Origin of the sequence: Pseudoalteromonas sp. SR44-5, from assembly GCF_014163675.1 — a bacterium.
GTDB lineage: Bacteria > Pseudomonadota > Gammaproteobacteria > Enterobacterales > Alteromonadaceae > Pseudoalteromonas > Pseudoalteromonas rhizosphaerae.
On the sequence record NZ_JACJDT010000013.1, the window covers coordinates 1 to 16,635 of the forward strand.

A 16,635-nucleotide genomic window follows, 5' to 3' on the forward strand; every position below is an offset into this window, starting at 1 on the left:
AATAAAGCGCTAACTGCGTTATAATTTTTTCAAGTAGAACAACTACATGTCAAAATTTACGCCTTGTTATCACTGTATTTATCTGTCGCTATAAATGGTCAGTAACTTAACACGATTGGTATAATTCGCTATGATAATCATATTTTTAATAAAATGAGAATTCTTAATTGATTTCACCGCTAATCGCATATTTTAATACCCAATGCTTTACCGGTCCGGTTTTATTTGCCATTTTCAAAAACTGACTGCGTGCCCACTGCAATGGAGTTAGTTGATTAGAAAAACCAAAATAACAAGCGTCCATCATACTCATCATTAACAAATTTGCTTTGCGTCTAGTTTGCTCATATTGTTTAAGATATTGTGCAGCACCTATATCGTCTGCATTTTTTAATATATCAGCAAGCGCTACGACATCTTGAAAACCTAAGTTAACCCCTTGCCCAGCGAGCGGATTAATCGTATGCGCTGCATCACCAACCAGCACGATACGGCCATCTGAATAGCTGTTGGCATGTTGGCGGGCTAACGGAAAAACAGCATGCTCTATGATATCAAAGTCCCCAGCTAAGGGCGGGAAATGTGCAAGCAGTTGCTGTTTTAATTCGCTTGCTGAGAGTTGCTGCCATTGCTTTAACTGCTTTGCATCGTGGTAACAAATTAAATTGGCGTATGGTGCCTGCATAGGTAAAAAAGCTACCGGACCTGAGGGCTTAAACTGCTGCCATGTTTTTACTTGTTGCGCAGCGTCTAGTTTTATTAATACTCCCATACAATGCTGACCATATTGCCAACCCGTAACACCAATACCTGCCTGTTGACGTAATAACGATTGCCCACCATCTGCAGCAACAACTAAATCAGCGGTATATTGCTGCTCACCATAATGCAATGTCACTTGCTGTTCGCTTTGCTCAATTGCGGACAATGATTGAGGTGTTTCAATCACTTCGATATTGTGCTGTGCAAACTGTTGCCAGATACTCGCTTGAATTAAATTATTTTCAATTAAGTGGCCTAAATGAGTGGTATTAATATCGTGACAATCAAACAAAAGGTTATCGCCCGTTCGTTCAAACGCTTCGAGCTGTTGATATGGGGCATGTCGATGCACTCGTAAAATAGGCATAGCGCCTAAGTCATCTAATAAGTTTTCTGAAAAACGATTGATAGCAGATACACGAATATCAACTTTTTCACTTGCCAATACAGCATCAGCATCAATTATCTGCTGCTCAATCACTGTTACTTGGCATCCTTGTTTAGCGAGTTTAACTGCTGTGGCTGCACCAACCATGCCGCCGCCAACAACAATAACCTTGTTTTTCATCATTTTTAGTCACTAATTTGGTTATTTTCAGTGCGCTTGATTGTATCGTACTTCTGTTTACAAGTGCGAGTGAGTTTCATCTTAATCAACCATAAAACGCACTTTGTTTGACTTCAATTCACAAACATAAAAACTATACTTGGATCTAGACGGGTATCCAGCTAAAATACGCGTCCTTTAAGTAAGCGAAAGTGCCGCTTATCCTGTTTAGCGCACAACCGTGCCACTACCGAATTGAAAACGAGGCTATATTTCAATGAGTAAAAAGCTGCATATTAAAACCTGGGGTTGTCAGATGAATGAATACGACTCTCAGAAAATGGCTGATCTTCTCGATGCAACCAACGGCTACCAGTTAACTGATGAAGCTGGGGATGCAGATGTTATCCTACTCAATACCTGTTCAATTCGCGAAAAAGCGCAGGAAAAAGTATTCCATCAACTAGGCCGTTGGAAATTACTCAAAGATGACAAACCCGATCTGATCATCGGTGTTGGTGGCTGTGTTGCGTCACAAGAAGGCGATTCAATTCGCCAACGCGCACCATTTGTTGACGTTATTTTTGGCCCTCAAACATTGCACCGTTTACCTGAAATGATCAAACAAGTGCAAGGTAACAAAGGCAGCTCTGTGGTTGATATTTCATTCCCAGAGATTGAAAAGTTTGACCGTTTACCAGAGCCAAAAGCAGACGGTCCTTCTGCATTTGTATCTATTATGGAAGGGTGCTCTAAATACTGTACCTTCTGCGTAGTACCTTACACGCGCGGTGAAGAAGTCAGCCGCCCGCTTGATGATGTATTATTAGAAATTGCTCAACTTGCAGAGCAAAATGTTCGTGAAGTAAACCTACTAGGTCAAAACGTAAATGCTTATCGCGGCGAAACTCACGATGGTGAAATTTGTTACTTCTCAGATTTAATTCGTTATGTTGCAGCTATCGACGGGATTGACCGTATTCGCTACACCACGTCGCACCCGGTAGAGTTTACACCAGACATCATTGACGCTTATGCCGACGTACCTGAATTAGTCGATCACTTACATTTACCAGTACAAAGCGGTTCGGATCGTATTCTTAATTTAATGAAACGTGGTCACACTGCTATTGAGTACAAATCAACGATTCGTAAATTACGTAAAATTCGCCCTAATTTAAGTATGTCGTCAGATTTTATCATTGGTTTCCCAGGTGAAAGCGCCGCTGACTTTGAAGCGACGATGAACCTTATCAATGATATTGGTTTCGATATGAGCTTTAGCTTTATCTACAGCGCACGCCCGGGTACGCCTGCGGCTGATTTGCCTGATGATGTCAGCGAGCAAGAAAAGAAAGAGCGTTTATACCTACTACAAAACCGTATTACTCAAATGGCGCAACAGATCAGTCGTCAAATGTTTGATACTGAACAACGCATCCTAGTTGAAGGTCCATCCAAGAAAAATCCGATGGAGCTACGTGGCCGTACTGAAAACAACCGCGTAGTAAACTTTATTGGCCCACACACAGTGATCGGTCAGTTTGTTGATGTACGTATAACTGAGGCACTGCCAAACTCTTTACGCGGTGACTTAATTCGTACAGAATCCCAAATGAACTTACGCCGTGCGGTTGCTCCTGCTGATATTTTAAGTAAAGCAGCACAACCAGAGCCGCAAGCCACCCCTGATGAATTAGGTGTTGCAACTTTCGTTCCTTAGGCGAAACTTACTGTGCCAGCCTCGCTGGCACATCAAAACAGGAAGCAATTTTGAGTAATCAATTAAAAAAATTAGAGATTTATTTAGAACCCTCCGACAACAAACGTCTTTCATCTTTATGTGGCCCGTTTGACGAAAACATCAAACACATTGAACGCCGCTTAGGTGTTGAAATTACTCATCGCGATAACTATTTTAAAATCACCGGTAAAACCACCAGCGCGTTTGCAGCGATGGAAATCCTCAAAGACTTATATGTCGAAACTCAGCCAGTACGCGGTGTTATTACTGAAATTGAAGCAAATACCGTACATTTAGCCATTAGTGAGTCAAATGCATTAGAGCAAGATGAGCTAAACGAATATGGCAAAGAGGTGATGATCAAAACTCGTCGTGGCGTAATAAAACCACGTAACGACAATCAAGGTCATTATGTATCGAATATATTTCGTCACGATATCACCTTTGGTATAGGGCCTGCTGGCACAGGTAAAACCTACCTAGCTGTCGCCGCAGCAGTTGATGCTTTAGAGCGTCAAGAAATACGGCGTATTTTATTGACCCGCCCTGCTGTTGAAGCCGGTGAAAAACTGGGGTTTTTACCAGGTGATTTAAGTCAGAAAATCGACCCATACCTGCGCCCATTGTACGATGCCTTATTTGAAATGCTCGGCTTTGAAAAAGTCGAAAAGCTGATGGAACAAAATGTCATTGAAGTCGCTCCACTTGCCTTTATGCGTGGTCGCACACTTAACGATGCCTTTATTATTTTAGATGAAAGCCAAAATACCACGGTTGAACAAATGAAAATGTTCTTAACCCGAATTGGTTTTAATTCAAAAGCAGTGATCACTGGCGACATTACCCAAGTAGATTTACCCCGTGGTGCGCGCTCAGGGCTTCGTCACGCCATTGAAGTACTTAGCGATGTAGACGAAATAAGCTTTAACTTCTTCCAATCACAGGACGTGGTACGCCACCCTGTCGTGGCACGTATTGTTGAAGCCTACGAACGTAACGATGAAGCAGAACGACTCAAACGCGCGGAAAAACAACGTGCTAAAGACTTGCTCGCAAACCAAGAGCAAGCGCAACCTTCGACTAAAGAGTGATGCCGTGAACACTGAACTTGATTTACAAATAGCCTGCGAGTTTGATAACTTGCCTAGTCTTGAGCAGTTTGCGCTGTGGGCTAATAAAGTGCTTAGTCAATACCGTGATGAATCAGAGCTGAGTATTGTTATTGCTGATGAAGAGCAAAGCCAACAACTCAATAATGACTACCGTGGTAAAGATAAACCAACCAATGTGTTGTCGTTTGAATTTGAAGCGCCAGCAGGTATAGAGCTACCTTTGGTGGGTGATTTAGTTATTTGCCCAGCCATAGTGTTAGCTGAATCAATAGAGCAAGAAAAGTCATTTCATGACCATTTTGCCCATATGGTGATCCACGGATGCTTGCATTTACTTGGATTTGACCATATAAAGGATGAAGATGCGACAGAAATGGAAAGCATTGAAAAGCAATTGCTTGCCGAATTAGGCATAGCAGACCCATATCGGGACGATATTTAAATTTACGGAGCAAGTAGACGCAATGAGCGACGATAACTCGCAGACTAGCCAGGGTTCTTCTGGCAAGACCTGGTTGGGTAGAATTACCCAAATGTTGCAAGGGGAACCCCAGAATAGAGAAGAGCTGGCTGAAGTAATTGCCGATGCGCAAGTTCGGGATGTCATTGATCCTGAAACCAAAGAGATGATCGAAGGTGTGCTCGGTGTGTCAGAGTTAAAAGTGCGAGATATTATGATCCCGCGCTCACAAATGATCACGCTCGAAGTGGAAGCGCCGCTAGAAGAACTCATTCCAATGATGGTCGATTCAACTCATTCACGTTTTCCAGTGGTGTGTGAAGATAAAGACCACATTGAAGGCATTTTACTAGCAAAAGATCTATTACCACTGATCCTCAATAAAGATGATCTACTGCCATCATTACGTGATTATTTACGCCCAGCCGTTGTTGTGCCAGAAAGTAAGCGTGTTGATACGCTACTTAATGAGTTTCGCCAACAGCGTTACCATATGGCGTTAGTAATTGATGAATACGGCGGTGTATCAGGTTTAGTAACCATAGAAGATATTCTTGAGCTCATCGTCGGTGAAATTGAAGATGAACACGACGAAGAAGAGCAACTAGATATTCGTCAACTTGCAAAGCATGTGTTTGTTGTTCAAGCACTTACTCCTGTTGATGATTTTAACGAATATTTTAAAACCGGCTACAGCACGCAAGACGCTGATACCATCGGTGGTACTGTTTTACACGCCTTTGGGCATATGCCTGGTCGTGGTGAAATAATTGATATAGATGGCTTACAATTTAAAGTAACCAATGCCGATAATCGTCGATTATTGCAATTACAGGTTACAGTGCCAAAGGCTGATGATAACGACAGTGAAGACACTTCTGACTAACTGCCTGCATTTAGCAAAAGATAAAAAAGCATGGCTCGCACTGGTTGCGGGCCTCTTTTTAACCTTGTGTTATGCCCCTTTTGAGATTTGGCCCCTCACGTTCGCCTGTTTAGCATTAGCGATATACAGTACCCACACACATAAGTCTGGGCAGCAATATGGCAAACAAGCCAGTAAACGCGCCGCCAAATATGGTTTTATATTTGGCCTCGGTTGGTTTGGCGCAGGTATCAGTTGGGTGCATGTCTCCATTGCCACCTTCGGCGGTATGCCACTGGTAGCCTCAGTGTTACTAATGGTGCTGTTATGTGCTTATTTAGCTATCTACCCCGCTTTAGCCTTTATGTTTGCCACACGCTTTGCCAGCGGCCCTAGTAGCTATGGTTTATTATTACTCTCAGGCTTTGCTGTCACCGAATACTTACGTGGTGTGGTACTCACCGGCTTCCCTTGGCTAAGCTTTGGTTATACTCAAACCGATAGCCCACTTAATCTACTTGCCCCAGTAATTGGTGAGTTTGGCTTAACCCTTGTATGTATCGCGATTGGTTTTGCGCTCTATCGCCTGCTGTTTATTAGAGACTTTAAAGCCACAACAGCCACTGTACTTAGCATCGCTTTACTATTCGCTATTACTCACTATACGCGCAATAACAGTTACAGTGATAAAACGATTAGCGCCTTACTGGTACAAGGTAATATCAAACAGCATCTGCGTTTTGACCCGAGTGAATTTTGGACCACAATGAGTAAGTACCAAGATATGACTCGACCACACTGGGATGCCGACTTAATCGTTTGGCCAGAAGCTGCAGTGCCTGAAATAGAAGCACTTGCAGATAGCTATTTAGCAGGCTTAGATAGCGCAGCCTCATTTAACAATACCGCACTCATTACGGGTATTGTTGACTATCAGCGCGACACTAAAGCAATCTTCAACACATTAATTGTACTTGGTAATAAAGAGCAGGGTGACGAACATGGTCATTATCAATACTTAGGTAAAAACCGTTACCAAAAACACCAATTACTTCCCATTGGTGAGTTTGTGCCATTTGAAGATATATTGCGCCCTATCGCCCCTTTATTTGATTTACCTATGTCATCATTTTCTCGCGGCGACCAAGTTCAAAATAACTTACGTGCTAATGGCTTAAATATATTACCGGCCATTTGCTACGAAATCGCTTTTGCTGATTTAGTGCGTGGTAATTACCACAATGATTCGGATATTTTATTTACTGTAAGTAATGATGCCTGGTTTGGTGCCTCCCACGGCCCCCACCAGCACATGCAAATAGCCCGTATGCGCGCCCTTGAATTACAACGCCCGCTTATTCGTGTGACCAACAATGGCATCAGCGGCGTATACGACCCAATCAGTCAAATTCAAGTCAGCATGCCACAATTTGAAGCCGACACCCTTAAAGTTAATATCAAGCTAATCCAAGGCGACAGCATCTATAGTCAATACGGTAACTTGCCTGTGTGGTTATTTATTTTTAGCATTACAATCGCAGCATTAATCGTAAAATTTAAATATAAAGATAATCATCGTTAAATATATTCACTAAAATTAATCACATAATTGATATATTTCATCTACATCAATTGTCGTAAATATAATAACAAGGAAGTCGTATGTTATGGATTAACACCCTATGCAAACAATCAATTACACAGCACATGGCCAGAGTCAGGCATTTTATTCTGTTCGTATTGATGGTTACTATCCCCTCCTTGGGTTTAGCCGCTCAATATGAAGTCAGTTCCAAGGATGAGTTACAAGCTCAATATCAGTTATTACTAGAGTTAAAAGCTGAAAATGCTGTTTCAGAGAATGTGTTTACTGAAAAATCTACTTTTTTACATCAACAAGCACAAACGAACTTTCATTTTGACTTAGACAGTGGAACATACACCTCCGACATACCGATTGGTAATGCCCATCAAATTAGCAAACAACCTTCACCAATATCTGACACCGAGCAGCGTATTGATAGTTTCACCACCGCGCTATATGCTATTTCAGCTTTGTTATTATTGGCCTTAATTGGCAAAATCATGTCGTATTTCCCACCATTACTCAACGAACTTTTGATTTACGGCGCGTCCATCATTTCGCTCATTTTTTTCCACTACGAATATTGGCTACTGGTTGCAGGATTCTCTTTAGGCAGCATTGTTAGCTATTCGGTGCTAAGTCGCATTAGTGACGATAAAGAAGAAGCTAAATGGGTAGGTTGGCCATTAGCTATTACATTCGCAGCGCTGGCCTTAATATTTGATAACAGCATCTTTGGGTTTTGCAGTGTATTAGCCTTGTTATCAACTTTTGGTTTTATGATATTAGTTGCTCCAGGTAGAGTAACCGTCGGCAGCCAAGATGAACGCGTTGCACAATCTGTTTATTTAACTGCGCTTAGTTTTACGTTAACTCTATTAGCTTGGTTAGTATTTTATACCGATTGGTTCGCGCCTTTACTCGAACTAAGGCAGCCTCTACAATCTTTTGAACTTGGTATGCTCACGTTACTGCCACTTGCTTATTTTTCAGGGATCTCCCAACTTAGCTTTTTCTTATTAAAAGAAAAACCTTGGCTACGCTTTAGCGCTGAGCTTATCGGTTTAATTAGTGAAATAGCAGTGGTCACAATTGCGCTGTTATATAAACTTGATACCATGTTTTGGATAGGCGCATTATTTTTGATGTGGAACTTTCTGGACAAGTTTTATCGTCTGATTTATAAACATGTTAGCTATGTTTCAGCGTGTACACTATTCGCGCTGTTTTTTGCCGGTATTAGCGCACTCATAAAATCAAATATCGATGTTATTATGCCTTATTTAGAGTTTTTAGGACTGTGAACCTCCCTAAATGCCCTATTTTTCATAAGTAGGGCATGCTCTGTATATTAATCCTTTCTATAAAACTTACTTAGAGTCTAACTATCTATTTAACAATCGCTTTAACTGTCTCTTCATTTATTAGCTGATTTATACTGCCTTTAATAACCACAGTTGCTGATATTTTATCTTGAATGGCTTGGCGGTTCGGATCCCAATAAACTTGTAAAAAACCTAGTAACCCAGTTGCAAACCCTGCGCCGTAGCCGCCGTATCGGCCAAACGCATCCCATAAACTTAAATCTTCGCCACTAAGTGCGACAACTCGGATATTGCATACTTTTTTACCCGGTGTTTGGCCACGCCAAAGCAGCGAAAATAATGTAAAATATACAGCAGCCCAACCAAAGCCAAGACCTAAATCTTGAATGATTCCTTTGCCCCACTGTAAAATACTATTCACAGGTGCAGCTTTAACAGGTGCGTCTTCAGGTGCAGAAGTCTGCTCATCAGCTTCAACCATTACTTTCAATAATAATCGGGCAACCTGATCGTTATCAGATTCATCTATTTCAGCCAATTGTGGCACTTGAGTAACTAAATTAGCAAGCGCATTGCTTTGACAAGCCTGATCGCAATTTTGACTTGGTGCTGTTTGCATTAAATAAGTATTTATCTGTTGTTTTTCCTCTGCATTTAATGGTGTTTCGCGTTTAATTCTTATCCCTTGAATCGCAGTATCATCCTCAAAAAAATCGATTGCGATTGCAAGCACTGAGAGTGAACTTATAAATAATATACTGGCAGCAGTTATTTTTAATACTCTTCGCCAAACAGTCGACATTGTTGGTAAGTATTTTTGCGCTGTGCCTTTATAAAAAGCCATTGCAGCTACAAATGCGATTACAGCAGCACTGATCTTAGCCGCGAGAAAAATTAGCGCTACATCGATTACCATCGCGAGCGCGCGGCGAGTCGGTGAAGCAAGTGGCAGTCCCAATAATGCTTGATCTATTTTAAATGCATAGGGCGTAATAACTTCCTTAGTTTCAGCAGCTGTTAATGCTAATTGTTCTATTTGTTTCGCTTTCATTTACGCCTTTGTCCTTAAAATTAAATAGGTATCTTTATTTAGATTGTTATTGAGAGCAGCCTATAGCTCAAACCATCAAAGCTAGATTATCTATAAATGGTTTATTTTCTTCATTTATCACACGAATTATTTCTTTGTGTAAACGTTTTTTGTGCTCAGCAAAAATGCCGCGCTTTTTATCAAATGAAGCGGCAAACGCCATTGCGTCCGCTAATAGGCTATCTTGGTCTGTTGAGGCTTTTTCTATAACGTGATCAATTGCAAGTTCTGCTCCAGAGACGCGACGCCCTGTCAGTTTCATTTCGTTAAAGCGATAGTAAGGGATCGCTTTTTTCACAAAAGCAATCATGCCGGGTAAAAATGGGATCGATAAATCCACTTCAGGGAAGCAAAAAAAGCCGCGATCGCCGCGCATAAATCTAAAGTCACACGCGCACGCTAAAATTGCACCGTTACCAAAAGCATGACCATTAATGGCAGCGATCACTGGCATAGGAAAAAGCAGTAAGGTTTTAAATACATCGTCCATATCGTACATAAAACCACGTATTTCATCGGCCTTTTTTGCTTGCATAGCAGGTAACAACCAATCAGTATCAATGCCTAAACTCCAACACTTAGCATCATTTGAGGTGATCACTAGCGCTTTGTGGTTTTGGTTTTCAACAACCTCTGCTAACGCTTGTTTTAGTTGATGTGCAAACTGTGGATTTTGGCGATTTTCGCCGTTTGTTAAGGTTAACACCGCAACGTTATGTTGAGTGGTTAAGGAGATGATACTCATAAAGTCCCTCTTCAATTTTATAGTTTTTTAAAAAGATTATTGCTCGTTTAAACGCAGACCGATGTTTAGTTTATCTGTTTAATTACAAACCATTGAGCCTGTAATAAACCAGTTTAAATTCATCACCTTTCATTTCATTTACATTGTGTCACATATTAGCAATTTATATATTTCAGTCTTATTGCATATTAGATACTATCTATATACTAATAATAATTAAAATACTTATGAAAAAGTTAACAATTGTATTGCTCTTACTTCTATTGTTATCAGGCTGCGCGAATTCGGCTAAAAATGATCTCGCAATATTAAAGAATCGCACGGTATGTTGTATTAACTTAAACGATATTACATTCGTAGCGCAACAAACAAAGCAGTTTATTCATTTTGATTTGAAAAAGCAGCCTGTAAGACTTTTTAACGATGCGAAAAGCCCATTTATTGCAATTGAAAAACCTAGCGACAGTCGTTTTGCTCAAGTTTTTAGCTACGCTAATGGCGTATTTATTCAAAATGCAACGCTTGTCTATCCTCAGTTATTGCTTTTGGATAAGTCAAAACAGATTATTAAACACCTAAAACCCTATGAAGCATGGCAAAATGGTTTACCAACAACCTTAGGTTTGGATGGTAACCTGTACTACAAAACACAGTTTACTCTGCCAAGCGAGGCAAAATACCTAATTTTTTATACTGATAGCGGTTTGAATAATAAAAAAACTACGATCAACTGGCGTTCGCAAGTTGGAGGTAGCGAATATAGATACCTGACCCTCACCTCGTTCGCTAAAATCGGAATCAAATTACTTTAACTTAACACTCATTTTCAGGAATTATTATGAGATATATTTATACTATTTTTATCCTTATAACATTAAGTGGGTGTAACTCTTCACCCAATTACATGAATACAGCACAACTAAAATCAAACCATCAGATACTTGGGATTGGTGGTTTTTATGTTGAAGAAGAGCTCAGTTATTTTGAACAACAGTTGGCAGATCATTATAAAAAACCTATAAAAAAAGCACTTGAAGATCGCGGATTTCAAGTAGTTGATGCCAGCGAGGTTTATGATGTTTATTATCAGTTATTAGACAATGCTGATAATTTGTACGACCCTCTTACAGGTCAGGAAAATGAAAACCTACGTAATGAAATCTGGAAAAAAGCCCTTGCTAAAACAAAAGCTAAATTAGGTATAAGTGCGTTTGTATTTGCGGGCGTAGATACTGTTAGAGCAGAATTTACTAACAGTATTCTATTAGGACATGTGGCAAAATGGTATGGTCAGGAAGAGTCTTACCTTGAAGGCGGCGCTGATGGTGGAGATATATTTGTATCGTTATTTCAGAACGAAGAAGGTTATGTTCCTGGGAGCCGACTATATATCCGTATTAGAGATGAACACGATACACTGTTAACAACAGGTTCTGGGGGTATTGAATTAGTTGCACAATTTAACAGCGATGAAGAAATTATTGTTAAAGATGCTGATAAATTATTTAAAGATCCTACAAAATTAGACAACGCGTTACAATTTGCACTAAAGACAATTGACACTTGGAAAACAAAAAAATGATGAAGCTTTTTTTAATCATCATGACTTTACTAAATTTAGTCGGGTGTAAACTGATTCAATATAATAGCGATCCTGAAGTGAGGATTAGTGCAATCACATTAGTCAACGCACCTACCTATAGCGATCTTGCCTATATATGGTTGCCAACCTCCAATACCGGTAGCAAAGTATTATACCGAGAAGCATTTGACAATAACGTGGTCAACTTCTCAAAAAAATATAATTTAACTAACCTAAATCCGCAGGCACAAAGATTTTTTGATAGTTTTATTATGAAACAAGGCGGTGCTTTCAACACAAAAACAGGTAAACTTAACTTAGAACTAATACAAACAGCAATGCAATACACGTTTAATAACGTTAAAAGCGCATATCCAAATATTAATACTCTGTTAGTTATTCAGCCGCAAGAAACCTCAATAAAAGTTATTGATGGCACTGCTAATTGGAATGGTGTTGAGCAACATATCGTAACAATACCTCAAAAGTCAGTCGAATTTAGGCCGGTAATAAGCCTTGCAGTACAGTACTACATTCCTGATGGAAAAAATTATGACTTTGAGATTGGTCTAGATCTTCATGCTCCAGATTTAACCGATGACAGTAAATATGAACAAGTGATAAAACATATTTTATCCCCTATCGTCTTGTTAAAAAAAGAAATCTAATAGCTCTCAGTCTAATAGTAAGCTATAACTTTAGCCACTATTAGACTTTTGATGAGTGATATTATAATCACCCCCAGTTCTCACAAATAAAATTAATACTTGAGGATACTTATGCTTAATAAAGTCGCTATTGTTGTCGGTGCAACTGGCTTAGTGGGCAGCCACTTAGTTGAAGAATTAATTATGGCAACTCATATCAGTAAAGTTATCACCCTAACGCGTCGCCCTATTAGTTATAACAGTGACAAAGTCGTTAATCATGTAGTGGACTTTAACCATTTAGCTCAACACGCTGCGTTTTTTAAAGCGGATATATTATTTTCATGTTTAGGCACCACCAAAAAAGCAGCTGGCTCTATAGCCGCTCAGCGTAAAGTTGATTTTCATTATCAGTTAAAAGTCGCTGAACTTGCTGCAAAACACGAAGTAAAACATTATTTGCTAGTATCCTCCAGTGGTGCAAATGCCAATAGTGGTAACGCATATTTACAAATGAAAGGTGAACTTGAAAATACAGTCAAAGAACTGCCATTTAAGCGTATTAGTATTATTCAGCCATCGCTATTACTTGGCGAGCGTAATAACGAATTTCGTATTGGTGAAAAGCTTGGCAGTGTATTGTTACCAATTTTATGTATGCTACCTGGTTTAAGAAAGTATCGCCCTATCACGGGCAAACAAGTTGCCTTAAAAATGTGTAATATCAGTAAACAATCAGGTGATGGTGTTGAATATTTTAGATTAGATGAACTATTTAACAGTTAAACTTCAGTACGTATTTTATACGTTCCTTTTCGCCATAAATGGCGACCGACAAATTTAAATACGAACTTCAGCGCAAAAAGCTATAAAAAAAGCCAGCAAATGCTGGCTCAGTTTTTAATACCTATTAACCTTACTACTTACCAAACTCTGTTGGAGCTGGCGGCACAATCAAGGTTTTTTTCGGGTTTGCCTTAAGCTCTTTTAACAGCTCTTGTACGGCACGCTCAACCGACGGATCTTGCCCAGCTTGAATAAGCTCTGGACGGTCAATCACTTCGATATCTGGGCTTACGCCTTCATTTTCGATGATCCAGTTACCGTCATTATCGAGTATTCTAAAGGTAGCAGCGATCACAGAGCCACCATCCACAAGCCCTGGATTACCAGAGATACCTATTAATCCACCCCAAGTGCGAGTGCCAATTAGTTTACCTAAACCTGCTTGGCGGAAGTAATACGGTAGTGCGTCACCACCTGAACTTGAGTAGCCGTTGATCAGCATGGCTTTTGGTCCATCATGGGCAAACTGTGGTGTTTTAGTTGGCTCAACGCCACGACGCTTCCAGTAGTTAAGCGGTTTACGTGCCAGCCAAGTGATCATATGCTCAGGGATAAAACCACCGCCATTGTAGCGATCATCTATGACCATTGCTTCTTTGCTAGTTTGCGGTAAAAAGTTTTTAAATAACGAACGATTACCTTCGTAATGTGTGTTTGGCAAATGTACATAACCAATACGACCGTCGGATAGTTTATTTACATATTCAGCACGGCTATGCGTCCATTGTAAATAACGTAAGCCGGTTTCACTTGCGATTGGTTTAACTGTTACCTTCCAACTTTTTTTCAGGCTCGGGGATTTACTAAGCAATAACTCAACCGATTTACCTTGGGTGTTTTCAAGTAATTCATAAAAGTTAACCACATCTTTTACTGAACGACCATTTACCTCAACAATATAATCACCAACGCTTGCGTTAACGCCCGGCTCGTTGAGTGGTGAGCGGAAGTTCTCGTGCCAGTTTTCGCCTTTAAAGATATTTTCGATTTTTACAAAACCGGATTTATGCGCGCTAATTTCTACGCCTAATAAACCATGCTGTAAACGTGTTGCAGTTGGCATATCGCCAGAGTTGACATAAATATGCCCGGAGTTAATCTCGCCGGCAATTTCGCTTAGCAAATAGTCAAGGTCGGCGCGATGTGCGATTGCATCAGCCATTGGTTGGTAGCGTTTTAAAATAGCATCCCAATCTTGGCCGTGGTGATTTTCATCGTAGAACCAATCACGTAATGTCCGCCAGCCTTCACGATACATTTGCGCCCACTCTGTTTGCGGGTCAATTTTTAGTATCATATTTTGCAAGTCTAACTGGGTGGCTTTTAAATCTTGCTCAGCGGCTGGCTTAATTACACTGTAATTATCACCTGAGCGAGCAATGATATGCTGCGCATTCGCTGATATTTTATAGCTATTAACCCCCTTCGCTACGGTGGCAATTTCGCCATCGACGGCAATAGGTATTAATTTTAGCTCACCCGCAGAGAGTGTTAATACGCCATCTTTTACAGCAGTTAAAGCACTGTAATTTCCGGCCGGAGCATTTAGAGCGACAACGCGGTCCATAAAACCATCACTTTCAATATAAGTGCTTAGCGGTTTAGCTGACTTGTCATCGTCTTTATTCGCTTTCGAGTCAACAATACTTATTTCATCAGTCAGTGGCGTATTCAGCGGTTTGATTTTGTTATTGACAGCAACAGCATAAATTCGCGTGGCATTATTAAACATGTAGTCAAATTCATAACTACTAAAAGTTAAGTTAAAGTCGCGCTCTGAAGTAAAATACAATTGCTGACCATCATGAGAAAACGCCGGATTTCGTTCACTGCTCATATCGTCGGTCAGACGTGTAACTTGTTTGTCTTTTAAATTGTAATGCCATAATGAGGCATAACGATTTTCGTTATTTTTAACAAATACAACATCTTCACTATTAGGTGACCAAATATACGTAGTTAAGCCGTCTTCTTCATACTTGGCGGTATCAATTTTATGCTGCTTGCCGGTTTTTATATCAAGCCACCATAAGGTGTGATTTAGATCTGCAAACAATAGCTTTTTATTGTCCGGAGACCAAACAGGGTCAAAACGCCAAATAGTGCCATTAGTTGTCAGTTGTTTAACCTTGTTGTTATTAGCTCGGTCTTGGATATAAATTTCGTACTCACCACTTTCATCACTCATATACGCAATATAACGGCCATTTGGTGACCACGACGCGGCAATTTCACGCCCTTTAGGAGTATGGCTTAAATTGCGTGTTGGGCCATTTTTAACGGGTACTGAAAACAGTTCTCCACGGGCACTAAAAACCACGCGCTTACCATCATGGGATACATCCATCGAATCAATAAAGCCAGCCACATTTTTGCTATAAGGCATGGTATATTCACGATTTCCCTGTACGTTAATAGTCAGCTTTTCTTCACGCTGCGTTGCATCGTCAAAACGGTATAAATAACCACCATTCTCATACACTATGGCATCTGGGCCTGCCGATGGCCAAAGCACATCAAAATCCGTGTGATTGGTCACTTTTACTGGTGCTTTACCGTCTTGATGCTTATATAAGTTTAAAGTGTATGCTCTGTCTGAGACATAATAAATATTATCATGCACCCAAGTAGGCTGCTGATCTGTGGCTTTATCGGTAGTTAACTGCGTAGACTTGTTGTGCTCTAAATCATAGATCCATACATCTTGTGCGCGGCCCCCTCGCGTGCGCTTCCAGGTACGAAACTCGCGATCAATTGGTGTATATACGTATTGCTTACCATCAGGCGATAACATGCCGCCACCCGTTTCAGGTATGGCCAATGGCTGCTCTAAGCCACCATCGGCAGGCACCATGTAAGGACGTCCCACACGCTTACCATAAGGTGTACGGTTTGCTCGAAACACTATATGTTTACCATCAGGCGTCCAATCAAGGACACGATAATCATAGCCACCACGAGGCGGCATCACACCAACATCGTTATAGTAAGTCAGCTGTTTTAGATCACTGCCATCGCGATTCATTACATATATTTGGCGGCTACCATTGTACTGTGCTGAAAAAGCGATCCTTTTCCCATCTGGAGAAAACTTAGGGAATGTTTCAAAACCAATGTGATCTGTTAAGCGCGTGCTGTTACCCGTTTTGATATTTGCTATATAAATATCACCGGCATAAACAAAAGTAACCGACTCTTTATGAATATCAGGGAAACGCAATAATCGCGTATCTTGAGTATCATAAGCCGCGGCCATGGGTGAGAATGTAGGCGCAACCGCAATCGCTATTGCGGTTAAAAAAGTACGTAATTTCAACTTAACCAT

General features: G+C 40.4%; 14 protein-coding genes. 10 read left to right on the top strand and 4 right to left on the bottom strand.

Annotated elements, in window-relative coordinates:
• Window positions 1-163 precede the first annotated feature (163 nt).
• Window positions 164-1,333: an FAD-dependent oxidoreductase gene (locus H5154_RS09320; RefSeq protein ID WP_182718109.1), complete on the bottom strand. Its 1,170-nt coding sequence runs from the start codon at window positions 1,331-1,333 to the stop codon at window positions 164-166.
• Between the two features lie 253 nt (window positions 1,334-1,586).
• Between H5154_RS09320 and miaB the strand changes: the two genes are divergently transcribed.
• From miaB to H5154_RS09350, 6 genes are all read left to right on the top strand, one after another.
• Entirely contained in the window at window positions 1,587-3,032 is a 1,446-nt protein-coding gene (gene miaB, locus H5154_RS09325; RefSeq protein ID WP_145240625.1) for a tRNA (N6-isopentenyl adenosine(37)-C2)-methylthiotransferase MiaB, read from the top strand.
• Between the two features lie 50 nt (window positions 3,033-3,082).
• Window positions 3,083-4,144, top strand: a complete 1,062-nt coding sequence (locus H5154_RS09330) for a PhoH family protein (RefSeq protein ID WP_145240623.1) — start codon at window positions 3,083-3,085, stop codon at window positions 4,142-4,144.
• A 4-nt stretch (window positions 4,145-4,148) separates the two neighbouring features.
• Window positions 4,149-4,607 carry an rRNA maturation RNase YbeY gene (ybeY, locus tag H5154_RS09335; protein ID WP_145240621.1) on the top strand — a complete coding sequence of 153 codons (459 nt, stop codon included), beginning with the start codon at window positions 4,149-4,151 and terminating at the stop codon, window positions 4,605-4,607.
• Between the two features lie 22 nt (window positions 4,608-4,629).
• Complete coding sequence (corC, locus tag H5154_RS09340) at window positions 4,630-5,511, top strand: CNNM family magnesium/cobalt transport protein CorC (RefSeq protein ID WP_149980717.1); 882 nt, start codon at window positions 4,630-4,632, stop codon at window positions 5,509-5,511.
• Entirely contained in the window at window positions 5,492-7,072 is a 1,581-nt protein-coding gene (gene lnt / locus H5154_RS09345) for an apolipoprotein N-acyltransferase (RefSeq protein WP_182718110.1), read from the top strand. Before corC ends, lnt begins: the two co-directional genes overlap by 20 nt.
• An 80-nt stretch (window positions 7,073-7,152) precedes the next feature.
• Complete coding sequence (locus tag H5154_RS09350) at window positions 7,153-8,379, top strand: hypothetical protein (RefSeq protein WP_182718111.1); 1,227 nt, start codon at window positions 7,153-7,155, stop codon at window positions 8,377-8,379.
• Between the two features lie 85 nt (window positions 8,380-8,464).
• Here H5154_RS09350 and H5154_RS09355 read toward each other — a convergent pair whose 3' ends face one another.
• Entirely contained in the window at window positions 8,465-9,451 is a 987-nt protein-coding gene (locus H5154_RS09355; RefSeq protein ID WP_149980720.1) for an RDD family protein, read from the bottom strand.
• Window positions 9,452-9,518: 67 nt separating this feature from the next.
• Window positions 9,519-10,235, bottom strand: a complete 717-nt coding sequence (locus H5154_RS09360) for an enoyl-CoA hydratase/isomerase family protein (RefSeq protein ID WP_182718112.1) — start codon at window positions 10,233-10,235, stop codon at window positions 9,519-9,521.
• A 227-nt stretch (window positions 10,236-10,462) separates the two neighbouring features.
• Here H5154_RS09360 and H5154_RS09365 point away from each other — a divergent pair, with 227 nt between their 5' ends.
• From H5154_RS09365 to H5154_RS09380, 4 genes are all read left to right on the top strand, one after another.
• Window positions 10,463-11,047 (top strand): hypothetical protein, encoded by a 585-nt coding sequence (locus tag H5154_RS09365; protein ID WP_182718113.1) that lies wholly within the window; start codon window positions 10,463-10,465, stop codon window positions 11,045-11,047.
• 26 nt (window positions 11,048-11,073) lie between these two features.
• The gene (locus H5154_RS09370; RefSeq protein WP_259398484.1) at window positions 11,074-11,817 is read left to right on the top strand and encodes a hypothetical protein; all 744 of its coding nucleotides are present in this window, start codon (window positions 11,074-11,076) and stop codon (window positions 11,815-11,817) included.
• Window positions 11,814-12,485: a hypothetical protein gene (locus H5154_RS09375; protein ID WP_182718115.1), complete on the top strand. Its 672-nt coding sequence runs from the start codon at window positions 11,814-11,816 to the stop codon at window positions 12,483-12,485. Before H5154_RS09370 ends, H5154_RS09375 begins: the two co-directional genes overlap by 4 nt.
• Window positions 12,486-12,596: 111 nt before the next feature.
• Window positions 12,597-13,250: an NAD-dependent epimerase/dehydratase family protein gene (locus tag H5154_RS09380; protein WP_182718116.1), complete on the top strand. Its 654-nt coding sequence runs from the start codon at window positions 12,597-12,599 to the stop codon at window positions 13,248-13,250.
• A gap of 133 nt (window positions 13,251-13,383) precedes the next feature.
• On the opposite strand, the gene H5154_RS09385 is transcribed toward H5154_RS09380, so the two are convergent.
• Window positions 13,384-16,566, bottom strand: a complete 3,183-nt coding sequence (locus tag H5154_RS09385; RefSeq protein WP_404936187.1) for a PDZ domain-containing protein — start codon at window positions 16,564-16,566, stop codon at window positions 13,384-13,386.
• Window positions 16,567-16,635: the final 69 nt, after the last annotated feature.